Source organism: Kribbella sp. NPDC004138, assembly GCF_053603655.1.
This window is the reverse complement of record NZ_JBSGFZ010000020.1, coordinates 133,517-150,575: the sequence shown is the minus strand read 5'-3', so window position 1 is coordinate 150,575 and position 17,059 is coordinate 133,517. Positions and strand designations below refer to the sequence as shown.

General features: G+C 69.6%; 19 protein-coding genes. 8 read left to right on the top strand and 11 right to left on the bottom strand.

The genetic code is table 11. The features are described 5' to 3' along the window. Positions 1–109: 109 nt before the first annotated feature. Positions 110–826: a TetR/AcrR family transcriptional regulator gene (locus ACWEOO_RS27220; RefSeq protein WP_452145438.1), complete on the bottom strand. Its 717-nt coding sequence runs from the start codon at positions 824–826 to the stop codon at positions 110–112. Between the two features lie 141 nt (positions 827–967). Here ACWEOO_RS27220 and ACWEOO_RS27215 point away from each other — a divergent pair, with 141 nt between their 5' ends. Continuing rightward, positions 968–1,393 (top strand): DUF1707 SHOCT-like domain-containing protein, encoded by a 426-nt coding sequence (locus ACWEOO_RS27215; RefSeq protein WP_452145437.1) that lies wholly within the window; start codon positions 968–970, stop codon positions 1,391–1,393. 290 nt (positions 1,394–1,683) lie between these two features. Here ACWEOO_RS27215 and ACWEOO_RS27210 read toward each other — a convergent pair whose 3' ends face one another. Further along, the gene (locus ACWEOO_RS27210; RefSeq protein ID WP_452145436.1) at positions 1,684–2,460 is read right to left on the bottom strand and encodes an LLM class F420-dependent oxidoreductase; all 777 of its coding nucleotides are present in this window, start codon (positions 2,458–2,460) and stop codon (positions 1,684–1,686) included. A 303-nt stretch (positions 2,461–2,763) separates the two neighbouring features. On the opposite strand from ACWEOO_RS27210, the gene ACWEOO_RS27205 reads away from it, so the two are divergent. After that, positions 2,764–4,647, top strand: coding sequence for a prolyl oligopeptidase family serine peptidase (locus ACWEOO_RS27205; RefSeq protein ID WP_452145435.1), 1,884 nt, complete (start codon positions 2,764–2,766; stop codon positions 4,645–4,647). Continuing rightward, entirely contained in the window at positions 4,644–7,244 is a 2,601-nt protein-coding gene (gene rph / locus ACWEOO_RS27200) for a rifamycin-inactivating phosphotransferase (RefSeq protein WP_452145434.1), read from the top strand. Before ACWEOO_RS27205 ends, rph begins: the two co-directional genes overlap by 4 nt. 144 nt (positions 7,245–7,388) lie before the next feature. Here the strand turns inward: rph and ACWEOO_RS27195 are convergent, their stop codons facing one another. Next, positions 7,389–7,886 carry an SseB family protein gene (locus ACWEOO_RS27195; RefSeq protein WP_452145433.1) on the bottom strand — a complete coding sequence of 166 codons (498 nt, stop codon included), beginning with the start codon at positions 7,884–7,886 and terminating at the stop codon, positions 7,389–7,391. 88 nt (positions 7,887–7,974) lie between these two features. Between ACWEOO_RS27195 and ACWEOO_RS27190 the strand changes: the two genes are divergently transcribed. Together ACWEOO_RS27190 and ACWEOO_RS27185 are read left to right on the top strand one after the other, a co-directional pair. After that, the gene (locus tag ACWEOO_RS27190) at positions 7,975–8,466 is read left to right on the top strand and encodes a hypothetical protein (RefSeq protein WP_452145432.1); all 492 of its coding nucleotides are present in this window, start codon (positions 7,975–7,977) and stop codon (positions 8,464–8,466) included. Continuing rightward, entirely contained in the window at positions 8,453–9,127 is a 675-nt protein-coding gene (locus ACWEOO_RS27185) for a uridine kinase family protein (protein WP_452145431.1), read from the top strand. The genes ACWEOO_RS27190 and ACWEOO_RS27185 overlap by 14 nt, the downstream gene beginning before the upstream one ends. Here the strand turns inward: ACWEOO_RS27185 and ACWEOO_RS27180 are convergent. Further along, complete coding sequence (locus ACWEOO_RS27180; RefSeq protein ID WP_452145430.1) at positions 9,106–10,785, bottom strand: DUF6596 domain-containing protein; 1,680 nt, start codon at positions 10,783–10,785, stop codon at positions 9,106–9,108. The genes ACWEOO_RS27185 and ACWEOO_RS27180 overlap by 22 nt on opposite strands. Beyond that, a complete protein-coding gene (locus ACWEOO_RS27175) occupies positions 10,785–11,120 on the bottom strand; it encodes a YciI family protein (protein WP_452145469.1) in 336 nt (111 codons plus the stop codon). The genes ACWEOO_RS27180 and ACWEOO_RS27175 overlap by 1 nt, the downstream gene beginning before the upstream one ends. An 89-nt stretch (positions 11,121–11,209) precedes the next feature. Between ACWEOO_RS27175 and ACWEOO_RS27170 the strand changes: the two genes are divergently transcribed. After that, the gene (locus ACWEOO_RS27170; protein ID WP_452145429.1) at positions 11,210–12,094 is read left to right on the top strand and encodes an aldose 1-epimerase family protein; all 885 of its coding nucleotides are present in this window, start codon (positions 11,210–11,212) and stop codon (positions 12,092–12,094) included. Here the strand turns inward: ACWEOO_RS27170 and ACWEOO_RS27165 are convergent. The 3 genes from ACWEOO_RS27165 to ACWEOO_RS27155 are packed head-to-tail and all read right to left on the bottom strand — an operon-like array spanning position 12,072 to position 13,714. After that, positions 12,072–12,539 carry a PH domain-containing protein gene (locus tag ACWEOO_RS27165; protein ID WP_452145428.1) on the bottom strand — a complete coding sequence of 156 codons (468 nt, stop codon included), beginning with the start codon at positions 12,537–12,539 and terminating at the stop codon, positions 12,072–12,074. The genes ACWEOO_RS27170 and ACWEOO_RS27165 overlap by 23 nt on opposite strands. Before the next feature lie 11 nt (positions 12,540–12,550). Continuing rightward, positions 12,551–13,399, bottom strand: a complete 849-nt coding sequence (gene hisG / locus ACWEOO_RS27160; RefSeq protein WP_452145427.1) for an ATP phosphoribosyltransferase — start codon at positions 13,397–13,399, stop codon at positions 12,551–12,553. A gap of 51 nt (positions 13,400–13,450) precedes the next feature. Beyond that, positions 13,451–13,714: a phosphoribosyl-ATP diphosphatase gene (locus ACWEOO_RS27155; protein ID WP_355475986.1), complete on the bottom strand. Its 264-nt coding sequence runs from the start codon at positions 13,712–13,714 to the stop codon at positions 13,451–13,453. An 81-nt stretch (positions 13,715–13,795) separates the two neighbouring features. On the opposite strand from ACWEOO_RS27155, the gene ACWEOO_RS27150 reads away from it, so the two are divergent. Continuing rightward, on the top strand, positions 13,796–14,200 hold the full coding sequence (locus ACWEOO_RS27150) for a VOC family protein (RefSeq protein ID WP_452145426.1): 405 nt from the start codon (positions 13,796–13,798) through the stop codon (positions 14,198–14,200). Here the strand turns inward: ACWEOO_RS27150 and ACWEOO_RS27145 are convergent. Further along, entirely contained in the window at positions 14,177–14,866 is a 690-nt protein-coding gene (locus ACWEOO_RS27145; protein WP_452145425.1) for an MBL fold metallo-hydrolase, read from the bottom strand. The two genes, ACWEOO_RS27150 and ACWEOO_RS27145, sit on opposite strands and share 24 nt — an antisense overlap. 18 nt (positions 14,867–14,884) lie before the next feature. Between ACWEOO_RS27145 and ACWEOO_RS27140 the strand changes: the two genes are divergently transcribed. Further along, positions 14,885–15,907, top strand: a complete 1,023-nt coding sequence (locus tag ACWEOO_RS27140; RefSeq protein ID WP_452145424.1) for a P1 family peptidase — start codon at positions 14,885–14,887, stop codon at positions 15,905–15,907. Here the strand turns inward: ACWEOO_RS27140 and ACWEOO_RS27135 are convergent. Together ACWEOO_RS27135 and ACWEOO_RS27130 are read right to left on the bottom strand one after the other, a co-directional pair. Then, the gene (locus ACWEOO_RS27135; protein WP_452145423.1) at positions 15,882–16,376 is read right to left on the bottom strand and encodes an anthrone oxygenase family protein; all 495 of its coding nucleotides are present in this window, start codon (positions 16,374–16,376) and stop codon (positions 15,882–15,884) included. The two genes, ACWEOO_RS27140 and ACWEOO_RS27135, sit on opposite strands and share 26 nt — an antisense overlap. Further along, positions 16,376–17,014 carry an NAD(P)-dependent oxidoreductase gene (locus ACWEOO_RS27130; RefSeq protein WP_452145422.1) on the bottom strand — a complete coding sequence of 213 codons (639 nt, stop codon included), beginning with the start codon at positions 17,012–17,014 and terminating at the stop codon, positions 16,376–16,378. Before ACWEOO_RS27130 ends, ACWEOO_RS27135 begins: the two co-directional genes overlap by 1 nt. Positions 17,015–17,059: the final 45 nt, after the last annotated feature.

Below are 17,059 nucleotides of genomic sequence, written 5' to 3'. Positions count from 1 at the left end.
CGTGTGCCAGGTCGACAGGACGTCTCGGCGCGCTGCGGCACCGACGCCCGCCGGCTGAGCGTGAGACCGGCCGACTGGTTGCGACACGTCCTGTCGAGATGACACACACCTAGGACGGCTTGGCGATCAGTACCTCGATGCCGTCGAGGATGCGGGCCAGCCCGAACTCCAGGTCGTCGTCGAGCTCGTCCTCGTACTCGTGGTTGAGGTACAGCGACGTCAGCGTCGGGTAGCCGCCCTCGATCAGCCGCGGCACCAGGAACTTGCCGACCTGCTCGGCCTGGACCGGAGTGGTGTCACTCGCACCGAGCTGACGGGCCAGGGTCGCGTAGTTCCGCGACCAGCCGTCCAGCAGCACCAGGCAGCCGAGGTTGTCGTGCTGGCTGAGCCCGGTTTCGGCGAGGGCCGCGAGCATCGCCTCGACCCAGCGCAGCAGGTTCGGCGTGACGGGCGCGCCCCGGATCGGTACGTCGAGCAGCCACGGGCGCTCGGCGTACAGCTTGACCTGCGCGTCCACCCACGCGATCGCGGCGGCGCGCCAGCCGGACGGCAGCTCGGGCGGTAGGCCGACCGCCTTGTCGTGGACGAGCACTATCAGCTCTTCCTTGGACCGCACGTAGCGGTACATCGCGTTCGTGGTGACGCCGAGGTGCGCCGCGATCCGCTGCAGCGAGACCGCCTCGAACCCGTACCGGTCGCCGAACTCGATGCCGGTGGCCACGATCTGCTCGATCGACAGCGCCGGCTTCGGCCCGCGCCGCTGCACCGGCAGCACGCCCCAGGACAGGGCCAGCCCCGGCGGCAGGTCCGCGTGGTCCTCGGTCATGTCTCCCATCCTGACGTACGCCGGACCGCGGCGAACAGGGGAGCTAGGTCCACCTCGAAGACGGGTCCTGGGCACCGGGATCCGAAACTGTTCAATCCCTACGCTTTTCACATCGGAACCTCGCTGAAAGGACCACCACTCATGAACACGATCCTCGCCCCCCTGTTGCTGCCCGACCAGGTCCAGCTGACCGACGCCGACCGTCGCGCCGCATCCGCCAAGCTCGACAGCGCCGTCCGGCACGCCACATTGGCCCCGTCACAGGCGGACGACCGGCGGGCGCGACTGCTCACCGCCCGGACCCGCGGCGAACTTCGGCCAATCCTCGCCGACGTCGCCGAGGCCGCCCCGCCCCGCGGTCTCACCACGGCGCTGCGCGCGTTCACCGGCGTCTGGCTGGTCGCCTGCGTGGTCCAGTTCGTGGTCTGGGTGGCGCTGGCGATGTTCGGCCACTTCGACGGACCGTGGTGGTTGTGGTCCGACCTCGGCCTCGGCGCGGTCGTCGCGATCCTCTGGTGGACGAACGAGTCCTACCACCGCAAGTCCGACGTACAGGTCAGCCGGTGAACGCGTCCGTACGGCTCACCGATCTCCGGAAGGTCTACAGCGCCGGCCCGGGGGTGGTCGACGCCCTCGCCGGTGTGACCACGACTTCGAGGCCGGCTCGTTCACCGCGGTGATGGATGCCCGCGCTGACGGTCCGGCAGAACGTCGTCCTTCCGCACTCGCGCGCTGGCCGGTCGGACCCCGATCACATTCGCCGACGAGCCGGGCCACCCACACCTCCTCATCCCCCACGCCGAGTCCCCGGCGCCACTCGGCTAACGCCGAAATCATTCGCAGACCCACGAGCGGAGTCAGACGTTCTGTTCGTTGCGCCAGGTGATCCAGCGGTGGATGGTGTCGAGGTCGTAGTCGGGGCCGCTGGTGCTGATGGTGAAGAGGCTGACGCCGAGCTGGCGTAACGCGGGACCGGTCTCCCACGGGTCGCCGCCGACGTGGACGGAGATCTCGATCGCGGACGGGTCGCGGCCGATCTCCGCGCAGTACTGCTCGAGCAGCCCGATCTTGCGGATCAGGTCGTCGCCCTCGGCGAAGGTGTTCCAGATGTCGGCGTGCCGGGCGACGATCCGGAGCATCTTCTGTTCGCCGCCGCCGGCGACGAGGATCGGCATCGGACCCATCGGCAGCGGGTTCAGCGCGGCGAGCCGCTTCTCGATGCGCGGCAGTGCCGCATCGAGATCGGCGACCCGACGGCCGGCCGAAGGAAACTCGTAGCCGTACTCGAGGAATTCGCGCTCCTTGAACCCGGCGCCGATGCCGAGCACGACCCGGCCGCCGCTGATGTGGTCAACCGTCCTGGCCATGTCGGCCAGCAGATCGGGATTGCGATAGCTGTTGCAGCTGACGAGGACGCCGAGGCCGATGCGGGACGTCTGCTCGGCCCACGCGGCGAGGATAGTCCAGCCTTCGAAGTGCGTGCCCTCGGCGGACTTGCCCAGCGGGAAGAAGTGGTCCCAGGTGAAGAGGATGTCCGCGCCGAGGTCCTCGACCGCGGCCGCGGCATGCCGGATATCGGCGTACGCCGCTGCCTTCTGCGGAGCGACCTGAGCACCGATACGTACAGGTTTCATGAGCGTTTCTCCAATGTCGGAAGCGTAAACGGGAACACACGCGAAGGATGCGCGTCAGTCGAACGCGCCGTGACCTGCGGTCAGATCGCAGGCAAATGGCTGGACACCAGAAGGCATCAGCTTTAGCATGTCGAAACAAAGTGCCGGAAGAGCCCACACGGCACGCAAGTAACTTACCACGAGAATCTCGAGAGCGCAAGTCACCAAAAACAGAGGACGAGAATTTTGACAGTTGCGGATCTACCAGGCCAGGCAGCGCGGACCGATCGGTTCCGGAAAGGAGCCCAGAGCAACCATACCGTCGTGGACGGCGGCCGCTACGTCACCTTCCTCCGCGAAGGCTCGCTGTGGGCGTACGACGTCGCAGGCGGACGCGAGCGCCACGTCGGGCCGGCTTCGTCGTACGACGCGAGCCGCGGCCCGAGGGTGGCGGTGGTCCTGCGGAGGGAGCTGTTCGTCGCGGATATCGTTGCCGAGTGCATCGATCGGCTCCCGGTCGACGGCGTGCGGGCCGCGAAGATGGATCCCGGCGGGCATAACGTGGCCTTTGCGCGGGATCGCGCCTTGTGGCTGATCAGCGCGGACGGCCGGGACGAGCGACTGCTCGCCGGCGCGGACGGCGCGGATGTCACCTGGGGCCTGCCGGAGCCCGTCACCGCGGGGTCGATGGGACGCACCGACGGTCTGTGGTGGTCGCCGGACGGGGACCGGTTGCTGGCGGCCCGCGTCGACGACGGCGAGGTCGAGACGCGCTATCTCGCGGTCCTGGATGACCCGACGGTCCCGCCGACGGCGATGACCTACCCGGCCACCGGGACCCCGACCGCCGACGTACGGCTGTACGTCGTCACGCTGGACGGGGACCGGCTCGAGGTGCAGTGGGACCGAGACCGGTTCGAGTACCTCGTCCGCGTCCTGTGGTCGCACGAGCAGCCGCTGATCATTGTCCAGACAAGGGATCAACGGTGTGTGCGGATCCTTGCCGTCGATCCCGACTCCGGTGAGACGTCCCTCGTCCGCGAGGTGACCGATCCAGACTTCGTCGGCGTCCCGGCACGGACGCCTGAGCAGTTGGCGGACGGCCGGTTGGTCTGGATCGAGCGAGACCAGACCTGCGACACCTACCGTTTGGTGGTCGGCGAGGAGGCCGTCTCTCCGCCGGGCCTGCAGGTTGCCGAGCTGCGCAGCGTCAGCGGCGACATGGTCGCCTTCACAGGCCAGACCGACCCGACCGAGACCCACCTCTACGTCTGGGACGGCGAGGTACGACGCCTCACGCCCGAGCCTGGCGTTCACACCGGACTCGTCGTCGACGGCACCACAGTGATCGACTCGCGAACCCTGACCGGACACACCGTCACGGTCAACGGGCAGCAGCTCGAGTCCGCCGAGGAAGACCCGGTCGTCGCTGTTCGGGTCTCCTTCGCCCGCACCGGATCACGGGACCTGCGGACCGCGGTCTTCCGGCCCTCGTGGCACGAGCCTGGATCGTTCAAGCTGCCGGTGCTCCTCACGCCGTACTCCGGTCCGGGCGTGCAACTGGCGCAGAAGCACCTGGCCCCGATGCACGTGATCTCGCAGTGGTTCGCCGAGCACGGCTTCATCGTGCTGTCGACCGACGGCCGCGGTACGCCGGGACGTGGGCCGGCCTTCGATCGAGCGACTGTGGGCGACATCCTCGCGCCGGTGATCGAGGACCAGGTCGACGCGCTGCAGGCGATTGCCTCGCAGGCCGGCGATCTCGACCTCGATCGGGTCGCGATCCGCGGGTGGAGCTACGGCGGATACCTCGCGATCGGCGCGCTGTTGCACCGCCCCGACATCTTCCACGCCGCGATCGGCGGCGCGGCCGTCGCCGACCAGCGCTGGTACGACGCCTATTGGAAGGAGCGGTTCCTGGGTCATCCGGCCAAAAACCCGGACGCCTACCGGCGTACCTCGCTGCTCCCCTACGCAGACAGGCTGCGTCGACCGTTGATGATGATTCACGGCCTCGCCGACACCAACGTGTGGGCCGCGCACTCACTCCGCCTCTCCGGCGCCTTCAACGCCCTCGGCAGACCGCACGAACTGGTCCTGCTTCCCGGCGAGGGCCACCGCCCCGGCAACGAGCAGACGATCGAATCCCTGCTCCACCGCGAACTCGCCTTCCTTCAAGACACGCTGCGACCGGGGGCAAGGAAATGAGCGAACTCTACGTAGTGGACTTCGAAGAGGCTGACGGGCTCCAGCTCCCGGCCGTCGGCGGCAAAGGCGCGAACCTGGCTCAGTTGTCCCAGATCGAAGGCGTGCGTGTCCCGGCGGGCTTCTGCGTCACGACGAACGCGTTCCGGCGAATCATGGCAGCGCCACCGTCGATCGACGACCACCTCGATCAGCTGTCCCGCCTGGCCCCGGACGACCGCGAAGCGATCTCAGCCGTCAGCGCGGAGATCCGTCGTTCACTCGAGCAGGCCGCCATTCCCGAGGATCTCGCCGCGCCGATCGTCGACGCGGTCAAGCGGCTCGGCGAGCATGCCGCCTACGCCGTACGGTCCAGCGCGACAGCAGAGGATCTGCCGACAGCCTCCTTCGCGGGCCAGCAGGACACCTACCTCAACGTCGTCGGCCCGGAGGCGATCCTCCAGCACGTCAGCAAATGCTGGGCATCGCTGTTCACCGAGCGGGCCGTGACGTACCGGATGCGGAACGGCTTCGACCACCGGAAGGTCCAGCTGGCCGTGGTCGTGCAGCAGATGGTCCTGGCAGAAGCCGCCGGCATCCTGTTCACGGCCGATCCGGTCACCGGCAACCGGAAGGTCGCCGCCGTGGACGCCGGCTTCGGCCTCGGCGAAGCCTTGGTCTCCGGCCTGATGAACCCGGATGTCTTCAAGGTGCGTGACGGTCAGATCATCGCCAGGTCCATCGCCGCCAAACAACTCGCCATTCGTGCCCTACCGACCGGCGGGACAGAGACCCTGACGATCGCACCGGGGCAACAGGAAGTGCCCGCGCTCACCGACGCTCAGGTCCTGCGGCTGGTCGAGCTCGGGCGGCAGATCGGGGAGCACTTCGGCCGGCCGCAGGACATCGAGTGGTGCCTGGTCGACGACGACTTCCAGATCGTCCAGAGCCGGCCGATCACCACCCTGTTCCCCGTTCCCGAGAGCGGTGACCAGGACAACCACGTCTACCTGTCCGTCGGTCACCAGCAGATGATGACCGACGCCATGAAACCCATGGGCATCTCTGTCTGGCAGCTGACGGCCATGGCGCCGATGAAGGTTGCCGGAGGACGGTTGTTCGTCGACGCCACCGCGCGTCTGACCTCGCCGTCAGGCCGTGCCGCCTTCCTGGACCTGATAGGTCGAGGCGATCCGCTGATCAGAGATGCGCTGCAGACCCTGCTCGACCGCGGAGACTTCATCCCGACCCGCCCCGACGAGAGACGACGTACGCCGGCCCCTGGCCGCGCGCCGATCGAGACCGATCCGGCCATCGTCACAGGCCTCATCGAACGCAGCCAGACCTCCCTCGCCCAGCTGCGGCAAAACCTCGCGGACCTGAGCGGCCCCGCGCTGTTCGATGTCCTCCTCGGGGCTTTCCAGGAGCACAAGCGGATCCTCACCGACCCGTTGAGTGTCCAGGCGATCCTGGCCGGGATGGAAGCCACCTGGTGGCTCAACGACCACTTGCTCGACTGGCTGGGCGAGAAGAACGCGGCTGACATCCTGACCTTGTCCGCCCCGAACAACGTCACCTCGGAGATGGGACTGGCGCTGCTCGACGTCGCCGACGTGATCCGCCCGTACCCCGAGCTGGTCGAGTTCCTGCAAGGGGTCGAGGACGAGGGCTATCTGGCCGAGCTGCCGAAGTACACCGGCGGGACCACAGCGCGCGATGCCATCGAGTCGTACCTCGATCGCTACGGCATGCGCCGCTCGGGAGAGATCGACATCACGAGGCCGCGATGGAGCGAGCGCCCCACGACTCTCGTACCGCTGATCCTCGACAACATCAAGCTCTTCGAGCCCGGCGCCGCCCGGCGACGCTTCGAGCAAGGACTGCAGAAGGCACAGCAGGAGAAGGAAGAGCTGCTGGACCGCCTCCGCGCTCTGCCGGACGGGGACGAGAAGGCCGACGAGACCGAGCGGATGATCGAGCGGGTCCGCGTCTTCATCGGATACCGCGAGTACCCGAAGTACAACATCATCAGCCGGTACTTCGTTTACAAGCGCGCGCTGCTCGAGGAGGCCGACCGCCTCGTCGGGGCTGAGGTACTCCCCGAGCGGGAGGACGCCTTCTATCTGACGTTCGAGGAGTTCCACGAGCTCGCGCGCACCAACGAGCTGGACCGCCGACTCCTCCAGGAACGCAAGGAGTCGTTCCGAACCGATCAGCTGCTCACGCCGCCCCGCGTACTCACCTCGGACGGCGAGGCAATCCAGGGCGCGTACCGCCGTGACGACCTGCCGGACGGTGCGCTGGTCGGACTGCCGGTCTCGGCCGGGACCGTCGAAGGCAGGGCTCGCGTCATCCTCGACATCTCGAAGGCCAACCTCGAGGCCGGCGACATCCTGGTCACGTCCCACACCGACCCCAGCTGGTCGCCGCTGTTCGTCGCGATCACCGGGCTGGTGACCGAGGCCGGCGGCTTGATGACTCACGGCGCGGTGATCGCACGGGAGTACGGCCTGCCCGCCGTCGTCGGGGTGGCCGACGCCACCCGGCTCATCGAGGACGGGCAGCGGATCCGCGTGCACGGAACCGACGGATACGTCGAACTCCTGGATCCGGCCGGCTAGGGCGCCAGTAACGCAGGACTGAGCCGACCGGTCACGAGCTTGCCGTTCGTCAGCCTGCCTCGTACGCCGGCGATCCTGGTGCCGCCGACCACCGCCGTCGCCGGGCGGATCGCCATGCGCCCCAAGCCGATGGACGCGCTCAGCTCACCCGTCGGCTGATTCGATCCACGCGTAGCCACCGTCCTCCAACCGCACCACCTGGAAGCCGGCGGCCAAGCGGCGTACGTCGTCGGTCTCGATGACGCCCGCGGCCGGGCCGGCGATGTCCAGCACGATCGCGGCCGCGCCTTCCTGGATCGCCGCCGTGGCGACCAGTTGCGCCTGGGCCGGCATCGGGCGCGCCTCCGGGCTCCAGCGCGCCAGGCTATCGGTGCCCGTGAACGCGAGCAGCGCGTTCCGCCCGTCCTGGCCCTGGAGCAGCGCGACAGCCATGTCCGACGTCTTGTCGTGCGCCAGCCCGTTCTCGTCGTACTCCACCTCGCCGAGCATCGCGACGACCGGCACCAGCAGCCGTGCCTTGGTGAGCGCCGCGAGCACCGCTCCCCCGTCGCCGGTGGCGAGCGCGGTCGCCAGCGCCGGGTCCGCCGACCCGTCGTCGTTGTCGAACCCGGTGAACGCCAGTCTCCGCTGTGGTGGTTGCACGGGTTCATTGTCCCCGGACCGCGGTTTCAGGGGTCCGTCAGGGCTGTTCCCCTCTTGGATCGCGGTCCAACTGTGCGAGCCTGGGTATGTGCCTGACTTCAACGATTTGACGCTGCTGCCGTTCTGCGTAGGGCTCACGCTGCTCGGTCTGATCGGCTCGTGGGCCGCGTGGCGGCGCCGCGGGGTCGCGGCCGGCACGCGCGGCGTGGCCTGGTCCCTGCTGCCGGTCTCGCTGTACCTGACCGGGCTGCTGGAGCTGGTCTGGGACGTGGTCCGCTCCTCCGTGAGCTGGGTCACGCACCTGATCTTCTCGCCGACCGTCTGGGCCGGTGTCGCGCTGTTCGGCGTCTCGGTCGTGCTGTACGTCGTGTCCGGTGTAGCCCGCGGCCGCGGTGGGAACCAGAAGAAGGCAGAGAAGAAGCCCGCCTCGCCCGCGGGAGAGTTGACGTCCACAGGCCCCACGCCAGCGTCAGCCGCGACCGCCAAAGCTGCCAAGCCGTCAAAGGGGAAGGCGAAGCAGCAGGAATCGTCGGAGTTCGACGAGATCGAGGACATCCTGAAGCGCCATGGAATCAACTGACAAGGCCCCTGACCACGGCCCCACGCCCCTGACCATCGACTCGCTCCTGGACAACGTCCAGGCCGGATCACCCCAGCTCGGCCGCACCCGGCTGATCGGCATCGACGGACCGGCCGGCTCCGGAAAGACCACCGTCGCCGCCCACGTCGAGGCGCGCGCGAAACTGCGCGACCTGAACGCGTACGTCATCCACATGGACGACCTGTACGACGGCTGGACCGGAGCGGAGCGCGGCTTCGCCCTACTCCGCGACCACGTCCTGCAGCGGCTGGCCGACGGCCGCGAGGGACGCTACCGGCGGTACGACTGGTACCAAGGCGCGTACGCCGAGCTGCACGTCGTACCGAGCACCGTCGATCTGCTGATCGTCGAAGGGGTCACCGCCTGCGACCGGGACGCGGCGCACTGGCAGTCGCTGCGCCTGTGGGTCGAGACGTCGAACGAGGTCCGGCTGGACCGCGGCATCGACCGCGACGGCGAGGCCCTGCGCGACCACTGGCTGGAGTGGATGCGCTGGGAGCGTGACCATTTCGCCGAGCAGGCCACCCGCTCCCGCGCCCACGTCATCGTCGACGGCAACCCGTCGACACCCTTCGACCCCGCGCTCGAGCTGGTCGCCACGTCGGTGGCGCTACCGCCTCACGACTCAGCCGCGTCCTGACGTCCGTCCCACGACCACTGCGTGACGGCCTGGCCGTCGTCGATGTCCTCGGCGTTGTGCCGGTACATCGTGTTGAAGGTGGTCCAGGAGAAGTAGTCGTGCAGCACCGAGCGGACCCGCTCGTCGTCGATGCCGGCATCGACCAGCGCCGCGTCGAAGCAGTCGATCGCGCGATGGTTCATCTCGTCGTGTTCACCGTTACCCGCGTGCCGGCGCTGGACGGATGCCTCGCTGCCGTAGGACTGGGTGTAGGCGGACGGTCCGCCCAGGGCCTCTCCCCAGTACGCCGCGAGCCGCTCGGTGTGATCCGGCCGCGCCCCGCCGTGAAAGGCGTGGCTGACGACCTCGTCCGCCATCACCCGCTCGTGCCATGCCGCAGCCAGCCGCAGCATGCCGTCGGCCCCACCCGCCGCTTCGTAAACGGTCTCCATGGCGTCAGTCTGCTGCAACGCGGCAAGCCGGTCACGGATCTGAGCTCGTTCCGGCTCGGAACCGGCCAGCGCAAGCGCGTGCTCGTAGGCGGTGATCGCCTCGGGCACCTGTCCGAGGCGCTGCAGGAGGTCCGCCCGCGCCAGCGCGAACGGGTGGTAGTCCTGGAGGCGGGGTTCGGCGGCGAGCTCGTCGAGGAGTCGGAGGCCGGCGGCGGGTCCGTCGCGGAGCGCGATCGCGGCGGCGCGGTTCAGGGCGACCACCGGGGACGGGTCGAGGTCCAGCAGGACGTCGTACAGCTGGACGATCTGCGGCCAGTCGGTGCCGGCGAAGTCGGTCGCCTCGTCGTGCACGGCGTTGATCGCGGCCTGGACGGCGTACGGTCCGGGCGGTCCGCCGGTGAGGGCGGCGACGACCAGGTCGCGGCCTTCGGCGATCATGTCGTGGTCCCAGCGGCCGCGGTCCTGGTCCTCGAGCAGCACGATCTCGCCGTCCGGGCCGGTGCGGGCGTCGCGGCGGGCGTGGATCAGCAGCATCAGGGCGAGCAGGCCGGTGACTTCGCGCGCGTCGGGGAGCAGCCGGTGCACGATGCGGGCCAGGCGGATCGCTTCCTCGGCGAGGTCCAGGCGTTGCAGGTACGGGCCGGCGCTGGCGGCGTACCCCTCGGTGAAGACCGAGTAGATCACCTGCAGGACACCGGGCAGCCGCTCCGGCAGCTCGTCCGGCCCGGGCACCCGGAACGGGATCCGCGCCTCCCGGATCTTCTTCTTCGCGCGGACGATCCGCTTCGCCATCGTCGCGGTCGGGACCAGGAAGGCCCGCGCGACCTCCGGCGTGGTCAGCCCGGCCAGGCAGCGCAGGGTCAGCGCGCCGCGGTCCTCCGGGGCGAGCGCGGGGTGCGCGCAGGTGAAGAACAGTTGCAGCCGCTCGTCGGGCAGGTCGTCCCCGGCGGCCTGCGGCGCGGACCGGTCCGCCTCGACCTGCAGGATCGCGAGTTTGGCGGCGTACACCTGGTCCCGCCGGAGCCGGTCGACCGCCTTCCGCCGGGCGGTGGTCATCAGCCAGCCGCCCGGGTTCGGCGGGACGCCGTCGACCGGCCAGCGGGTGAGCGCCGCCTCGATCGCCTCCGACGTGACCTCCTCGGCCAGGTCGAGGTCCCCGAAGCGCCGGGCGAGCGCGGCCAGCAGCCGGCCGCGCTCCTCCCGGAAGACCGCCTCGACCTGCTCCATCAGAACTCGGCGACCGGCCGGACGATCACGGATCCGCCGCCCCGCGCGCCCGGGCACTTCGCGGCCCAGTCGAGCGCGACGTCCAGGTCCGGTACGTCGATCACGTAGAACCCGCCGAGCACCTCCCGGGTCTCCGCGAACGGCCCGTCGGTCACGGTCCGCCGGCCGTCGTTGGCCACCTCGACCCGGGTCGCGGTGACCAGATCGGCCAGCGACTCGGACGCGACCACCACGCCGGCGTCCTGGATCTCCTTGTCGAACCGCATCCAGTCCTCCGGCTCGCACCCCACCGGCGCGTCCTGCAGGTCCAGCTCACCGGCGTTGATCAGCAGCATGTACTTCACGTCGTACCTCCTGTCAGCGTGTCTACAGCATCACCACGAACGGGGTCGCTCCCGATGGACAGGTCGGTGAGGATAGACCCATGAACGTTTTGCCATCGGGTGAGCAGTGGGTCCTTCGCGGCGGCGGGTTCGAGGCGACCGTGGTGAGTGTCGGGGGCGGGGTGCGGGAGCTGACGTACGACGGGCGGCCGGTCCTGCTCGGGTACGACGAGGACGAGGCCGCGCATGCCGGGCTCGGGCAGCACCTCTTCCCGTGGCCGAACCGGATCACCGACGGGCAGTACACGTTCGACGGCGCCGACCAGCAGCTGTACCTGACCGAGCCCGCCCGGCAGAACGCCATCCACGGCCTGACCCGCTGGGCCAACTGGACCCGCGCCGACGACGGCTCGGACCCGGCGGTCGTCGTTGCCACCCACCGCCTGCACGGGCAGCCCGGCTACCCCCACCAACTCGACCTACGCCTCACCTACCGGCTGACCGATCGGCTCACGGTCACCGCTGTCGCCACGAACATCGGCAGGAGTGCGGCGCCGTACGGCTACGGAGCACATCCGTACCTGACCGTCGGACGCGTGATCGACGACTGTGTCCTCGAGTTCACCGCCTCCGATCGCCTGGAAGTGTCCGCGGACCAGATGACCCCGACGGGCCTTGCGCCGGTCGCCGGGTCGCCGTACGACTTCGGCGGTGGCCGCCTGATCGGGGAGACCTCGATCGACAACGCCTTCACCGGGCTGGATGCGGAGTGGTCCGTTGCCCTGACCGACCCGGACAGCGGCGCGCGATCCGTGCTGACGGGTGACACGCCCTGGATGCAACTGTTCACCGGCGAAGCGGTCGGCCGTACGGCGCTCGCGGTCGAGCCGATGACCTGCCCGCCGGACGCGTTCCGCACCGGTCAGGATCTGGTCGTCCTCGCGCCGGGCGAATCGCAGACGACTAGGTTCCAGGTGTCTGTCTAGGACCCGCGCCGTGCTCGCGGGCGACCGCCGCCAGTTTCTTGGCGGCCCGGGTCGCCCGCGCGCCCTCGGCGGCCTGGACCGCGAGGATGCCGATCCGGTTGTCGTCGGCATCGAACAGCTGCAGCCACGCGTCCCCGGACCGGAAGCGCAGCGCGGTGACCTCCGACCAGGTCAGCGTGTAGGACTTGAAGACGTTCCGGATCCGCAGCCGGTCCGGGTACGCGGTCACCCGCAGCGTCGACATCCGGTACAGGATCCAGAGCACGGCGCCGAAGAACGCCAGCAGGGTGATCCGCTGGAACCAGTCGAACGTGGCGCGGTCCTCCGGCGACAACCGGAACCAGATCACCCCGAACACGGCGATCAACGACAACCCCATGCCGGCCGCCATCGCCGCCACGATCCGCGGATGGAACGCGTACACCCTGTCTGTCGACCCGGACATGACGGCAGGCTTCAGATCCGGCACGCGTGGATGTCGGTGGTGAGGATCGCGCGCGCGCCGACCTCCCAGAGCTGGTCCATCAGCCGCTGCGCCTCGGCCCGCTGGACCATGACGCGGACGGCGACCCAGCCCTGGCGGTGCAGCGGCGAGACGGTCGGCGACTCCAGACCGGGCGCGACCGCGGTGGCCGCGTCCACGTCCTCGGCGCGGATGTCGTAGTCCATCATCACGTAGTTGCGCGCGATCAGGACGCCCTCGAGCCGGCGGACGAGCTGCTGCAGGCCGTTCGGCGGGGTCTCCACGCCGTGCCGCTTGATCAGCACTCCCTCGGACTGCAGGATCGGCTCCCCGAACACCTCGAGCCCGGCCTGGCGCAGCGTCGTCCCGGTCTCCACGACGTCCGCGATCACGTCCGCGACGCCCAGTTGGACGGCCGTCTCCACGGCGCCGTCGAGACGCACGACCGACGCGTCGACCCCGTTCTCGGCCAGGTGGTCCTGCAGCACCCCGGCGTACGACGTGGCGATCCGCTTGCCGGCCAGGTCCTTCACGGAGTCCGCGACCCCGGGCCGCCCGGCGAACCGGAAGGTGGACGAGCCGAACCCGAGGCCCATGATCACGTCCGCGTCGGCGTGCGAGTCGAGCACCAGGTCACGGCCGGAGATGCCGACGTCGAGCGTGCCCTCGCCGACGTACACGGCGATGTCGCGCGGGCGGAGGTAGTAGAACTCGACCTCGTTGGCCGCGTCGGTGAGAGTGAGGTCCTTGGTGCTCCGGCGCTGCTTGTAGCCGGCCTCGACGAGCATCTCGGTGGCGGCTTCGCTCAGCGAGCCCTTGTTCGGTACTGCGACGCGCAGCATGGCGACTGACCCTTTCTGGGGTTGTGAACCGGTGATCTGCGGGAGGTGCTCCTACAGATGTCGGTACACGTCGTCGAGCTCCAGGCCGAGCGCGTGCATCATCACCTGGGCGTGGTAGAGCAGCTGGGACAGCTCCTCCGCGGCCCGCTCCTTGCTCTCGTACTCCGCGGCCATCCAGGACTCGGCGGCTTCCTCGACCAGCTTCTTGCCGATCGCGTGCACGCCGGCATCCAGCGCCGCCACGGTCCCGGAACCCTCCGGCCGTGTCGCCGCCTTCTCACCCAGCTCGGCAAACAGCTCCTCGAAACTCTTCATCGCGCGCCCAGCCTACGGGTCCCGGTCGCGCTGCCCGCCGCCAGGTCCGGTGGGCGGACCTTCGCCGTGCGTTACTGGGGCATGGACAGACCGACGCAGATCTCGGTGATGCTGGCGGTATCCGACGCCCCGGCCGCCGCACGCTGGTACGCACAGGCGCTCGGCGCCGTCGAACTGTGGAACCTGGGCAGCGTGATCGGGCTGAGTATCGGCGGCGCCCCGCTGTTCCTCGGCGAGCCCGGGAACAACATCTGGAACACGCCCGCGGCGACCGGCGCCCCCACGGTGCGGGTCGAGGTGTTCGTGGACGACCCGGACGGCTTCGTCCAGCGTGCCGTCGAGGCGGGCGCGGACGGGAGCTTCGATCCGGTGCGCGATCACGCCGTGCCCTGGGGGACGCATCGGCAGGGGTCGTTCCTGGACCCGTTCGGGCACCTGTGGTTCGTCGGCGACCGGTCGCCGCTAGGTCCCGGCGAGCGCGGCTGACCGGCTGCGGGGCGGTGAGTGCGCGTCGACGTACCAGTCGTACGGCTCGTCCAGGAGCTGCCTGATCATCGCGTAGTCGACCGTGTCGTCGGGGGTGCGCAGGTGGTACGGCGGCGGGTAGAACGCGTCGCCGAGGAGGGCGACACCATCGGCGAGGACGATGAGGGAGTCGGGCGCGTGCTTGCCGCCGACATGCCGCAGTACGACGTCGTTGGGCAGCCTCAGCGTGTCGTCGAAGGTTTCGTCCGGGAGGACGATGCGGAAATCGGTCCAGTCGGGGACGGCCAAGGCGCGGGCGCGGAAGCTCGGGCCGAGTTTCGGGTCGGCCTCGACCTGGTCGTGCAGGTAGCGGTGGCTCCAGGGGCGCTCGGACTCCTTTGCCAGCAGGTCGACGGCGCTGGAGTGTGCAATGACAGTCACGTCCGGCCAGGCGCAGGCGCCCCAGGTGTGGTCCCAGTGGTGGTGGGTGTAGACGAGCCACCTCGGCGCGGGCAGTCCGGCCGCCTCGATCGCCGTACGGATGGCGCGGGCGTGCTCGGGACTGTTGCCGGCGTCGACGAGCACGCCGCCGCGGTCGTCCGCGATCACGGCGACGGACGGGCGGATCGCGTCCGGATCCGGGTCGTGCGGGTAGATCCAGACCCGGCCGGCCAGGTGCTGCAGCATGTGGCCGACGATAGCTGGATGCACAGTCCACGGAGAGCCCGCGAACTCGGCGTCGTCGTCGGAACGCTGCCCACCGGGCCGCTCAACGCGATCACCGACGTACCCGGCGTGCTCGTCGGCCAGACCACGATCACCGGCGACGGGCTGAACACCGGCGTGACCGCGATCGTCCCGGCCGGGTGGGCGGACGGGCTGCCGGCCGCGGTTGTTGTCGGCAACGGCTACGGGAAGCTGGTCGGGACGACGCAGATCGACGAGCTCGGCGTGATCGAGACGCCGATCCTGCTCACCGGGACCCTCAGCACATTCCGCGTCGCCGACGCGCTGATCACCTGGCTCCTGGACCGCGACCCACGAGCCACCAGCCTCAACCCAGTAGTCGGCGAAACCAACGACGGCCACCTCTCCGACATCCGCCGCCGCCCCATCACCCCGGCCCACGTCCACCACGCCCTCGACACCGCCTCGTCGGCCCTCCCGGCCGAAGGATGCGTCGGAGCGGGCTCGGGCACCACCGCGCTGGGCTTCAAAGCCGGCATCGGCACGGCCTCCCGCACCCTCACCGGGCCGACCGCAGGTCCGGCGGCATCTGCCGGCGTCCAGCCAATCCCCGGCGACGGGTACACGGTTGGGGTTCTGGTACAGGCGAACTTCTCCGGACTGCTGACTGTGCTGGGCAAGCCGGTTCCCGCCGAGCCGATCGATGCGGACGGCAACTCCTGCATGATCGTGGTGGCGACGGACCTCCCGCTCGACTCCCGCCAGCTCGCCCGCCTGGCCAGGCGGGCGATCTTCGCGATGGGCCGCGTCGGCTCCGACTACGCGCCCGGCAGCGGCGACTACGCGATCGCCTTCACCACCTCCCGTACGCCGTCCTACGCCGACCGCGATCTCCGCGGCCCGTTCCAGGCCGTCACCGAGTCGGTCGAAGAAGCCCTGCTCAACTCACTGACCATGGCTCGAACCACCACCGGCTTCCAGGGGCGCACCGCCCAGGCCGTCCCCCACGACCTCATCACCGACCGACTCGGACCTCGCTGATGGCCGGCGAACTCGACCGGCCGCCACTGCGCTGACGCACGGCGGCCCCGACCAGCAGCCCGAACGCCGCCACCGCCGCGACCGTACGCACCGCGTGTGCGATCTCCCAACGATCACGGACACCCGCCCAGTCCGCCGGCGGCTGCTGGACCGACCACGACAACTGGTCCGAGTTGATCGGCAGGTTCACCGCCAGCGTCGTCACGAACACGATCACCAGCAAGGCGACCGCGGCGATCGCCAGCCGCCGGCTGTTGCCGCGGTTCCAGATCACCACCGCCACGGTCGTGACGATCGCCGGGATCAGCGTCACCGACGCGAGCTTGTCCAACGAGTCCAGCTCGACCAGACGCACTTGGGTGTAGACGGCAGCGCCGAACGAGCGCAGCGAGGTCTCCAGCACCATCACACACACCAGGAATCCGGCGAACAACCCGCTGAAGAACAAGCTCACCCCACGCAGCACCATCAGTACCCCACCCCGATCGGCTGACCAACGGTTGCCGGGTCGTCGAGCACCGCCAGCATCAGATGCGCCGCGTCCGCGCGCGAGATCGAGTAGCTGCGCGGCACTGTGCCGCCGACGACGGTCCGGTACCGGCCGGTCAGCGGTCTGTTGGTCAGCTTCGGCGGCCGCACGATCGTCCAGTCCGTCGCGCTCGCCCGGATGTCGGCCTCCATCACCCGGAGGTCGGCGTACACGTCCGCGGCGAACGCGTTGATCGCCGGATAGAGCAGCCGCCGGTTCAGAAAGCCCTCGTCCGCCGGGATCGGCCCGAGCGGCGCAGCGCTCACCGCGACGAACCGCCGTACCCCGGCCGCCGCCATCGCGCCCAGGATCGACTGCGTACTGCGCGACGCGACCGGCCCGTCCTTCCGCCCGCGCGGCCCCACTCCCGAAATCACCGCCGTACTGCCGTCGACCGCCTCGCGCAGCGGCTCGGCCGCATCCAGCCCCGGCACCCGTACCACCTCCAGCGACGGGTGCTCCAGCTCGAACGCGGACGCCGTCCGCACCACTGCCGTCACCTTGTGACCCGCATCGAGCGCCTGCCGTACGACGTGGCCGCCGATCCCGCCCGTCGCGCCGAACACCGTGATCCTCATCGCGCCTCCTCTTCCGTTATCCATATAGTACGAAACTCGTAATAT

Coding starts and splice junctions, on each gene's coding strand:
- ACWEOO_RS27140 (WP_452145424.1), top strand. CDS start 14,885: ATGCACAGTCCACGGAGAGCCCGCGAACTCGGCGTCGTCGTCGGAACG.
- ACWEOO_RS27210 (WP_452145436.1), bottom strand. CDS start 2,460: ATGAAACCTGTACGTATCGGTGCTCAGGTCGCTCCGCAGAAGGCAGCG.
- ACWEOO_RS27215 (WP_452145437.1), top strand. CDS start 968: ATGAACACGATCCTCGCCCCCCTGTTGCTGCCCGACCAGGTCCAGCTG.
- ACWEOO_RS27150 (WP_452145426.1), top strand. CDS start 13,796: ATGGACAGACCGACGCAGATCTCGGTGATGCTGGCGGTATCCGACGCC.
- ACWEOO_RS27170 (WP_452145429.1), top strand. CDS start 11,210: ATGAACGTTTTGCCATCGGGTGAGCAGTGGGTCCTTCGCGGCGGCGGG.
- ACWEOO_RS27220 (WP_452145438.1), bottom strand. CDS start 826: ATGACCGAGGACCACGCGGACCTGCCGCCGGGGCTGGCCCTGTCCTGG.
- ACWEOO_RS27155 (WP_355475986.1), bottom strand. CDS start 13,714: ATGAAGAGTTTCGAGGAGCTGTTTGCCGAGCTGGGTGAGAAGGCGGCG.
- ACWEOO_RS27180 (WP_452145430.1), bottom strand. CDS start 10,785: ATGGAGCAGGTCGAGGCGGTCTTCCGGGAGGAGCGCGGCCGGCTGCTG.
- rph (WP_452145434.1), top strand. CDS start 4,644: ATGAGCGAACTCTACGTAGTGGACTTCGAAGAGGCTGACGGGCTCCAG.
- ACWEOO_RS27185 (WP_452145431.1), top strand. CDS start 8,453: ATGGAATCAACTGACAAGGCCCCTGACCACGGCCCCACGCCCCTGACC.
- ACWEOO_RS27135 (WP_452145423.1), bottom strand. CDS start 16,376: ATGGTGCTGCGTGGGGTGAGCTTGTTCTTCAGCGGGTTGTTCGCCGGA.
- ACWEOO_RS27130 (WP_452145422.1), bottom strand. CDS start 17,014: ATGAGGATCACGGTGTTCGGCGCGACGGGCGGGATCGGCGGCCACGTC.
- hisG (WP_452145427.1), bottom strand. CDS start 13,399: ATGCTGCGCGTCGCAGTACCGAACAAGGGCTCGCTGAGCGAAGCCGCC.
- ACWEOO_RS27165 (WP_452145428.1), bottom strand. CDS start 12,539: ATGTCCGGGTCGACAGACAGGGTGTACGCGTTCCATCCGCGGATCGTG.
- ACWEOO_RS27145 (WP_452145425.1), bottom strand. CDS start 14,866: ATGCTGCAGCACCTGGCCGGCCGGGTCTGGATCTACCCGCACGACCCG.
- ACWEOO_RS27175 (WP_452145469.1), bottom strand. CDS start 11,120: ATGCTGCTGATCAACGCCGGTGAGCTGGACCTGCAGGACGCGCCGGTG.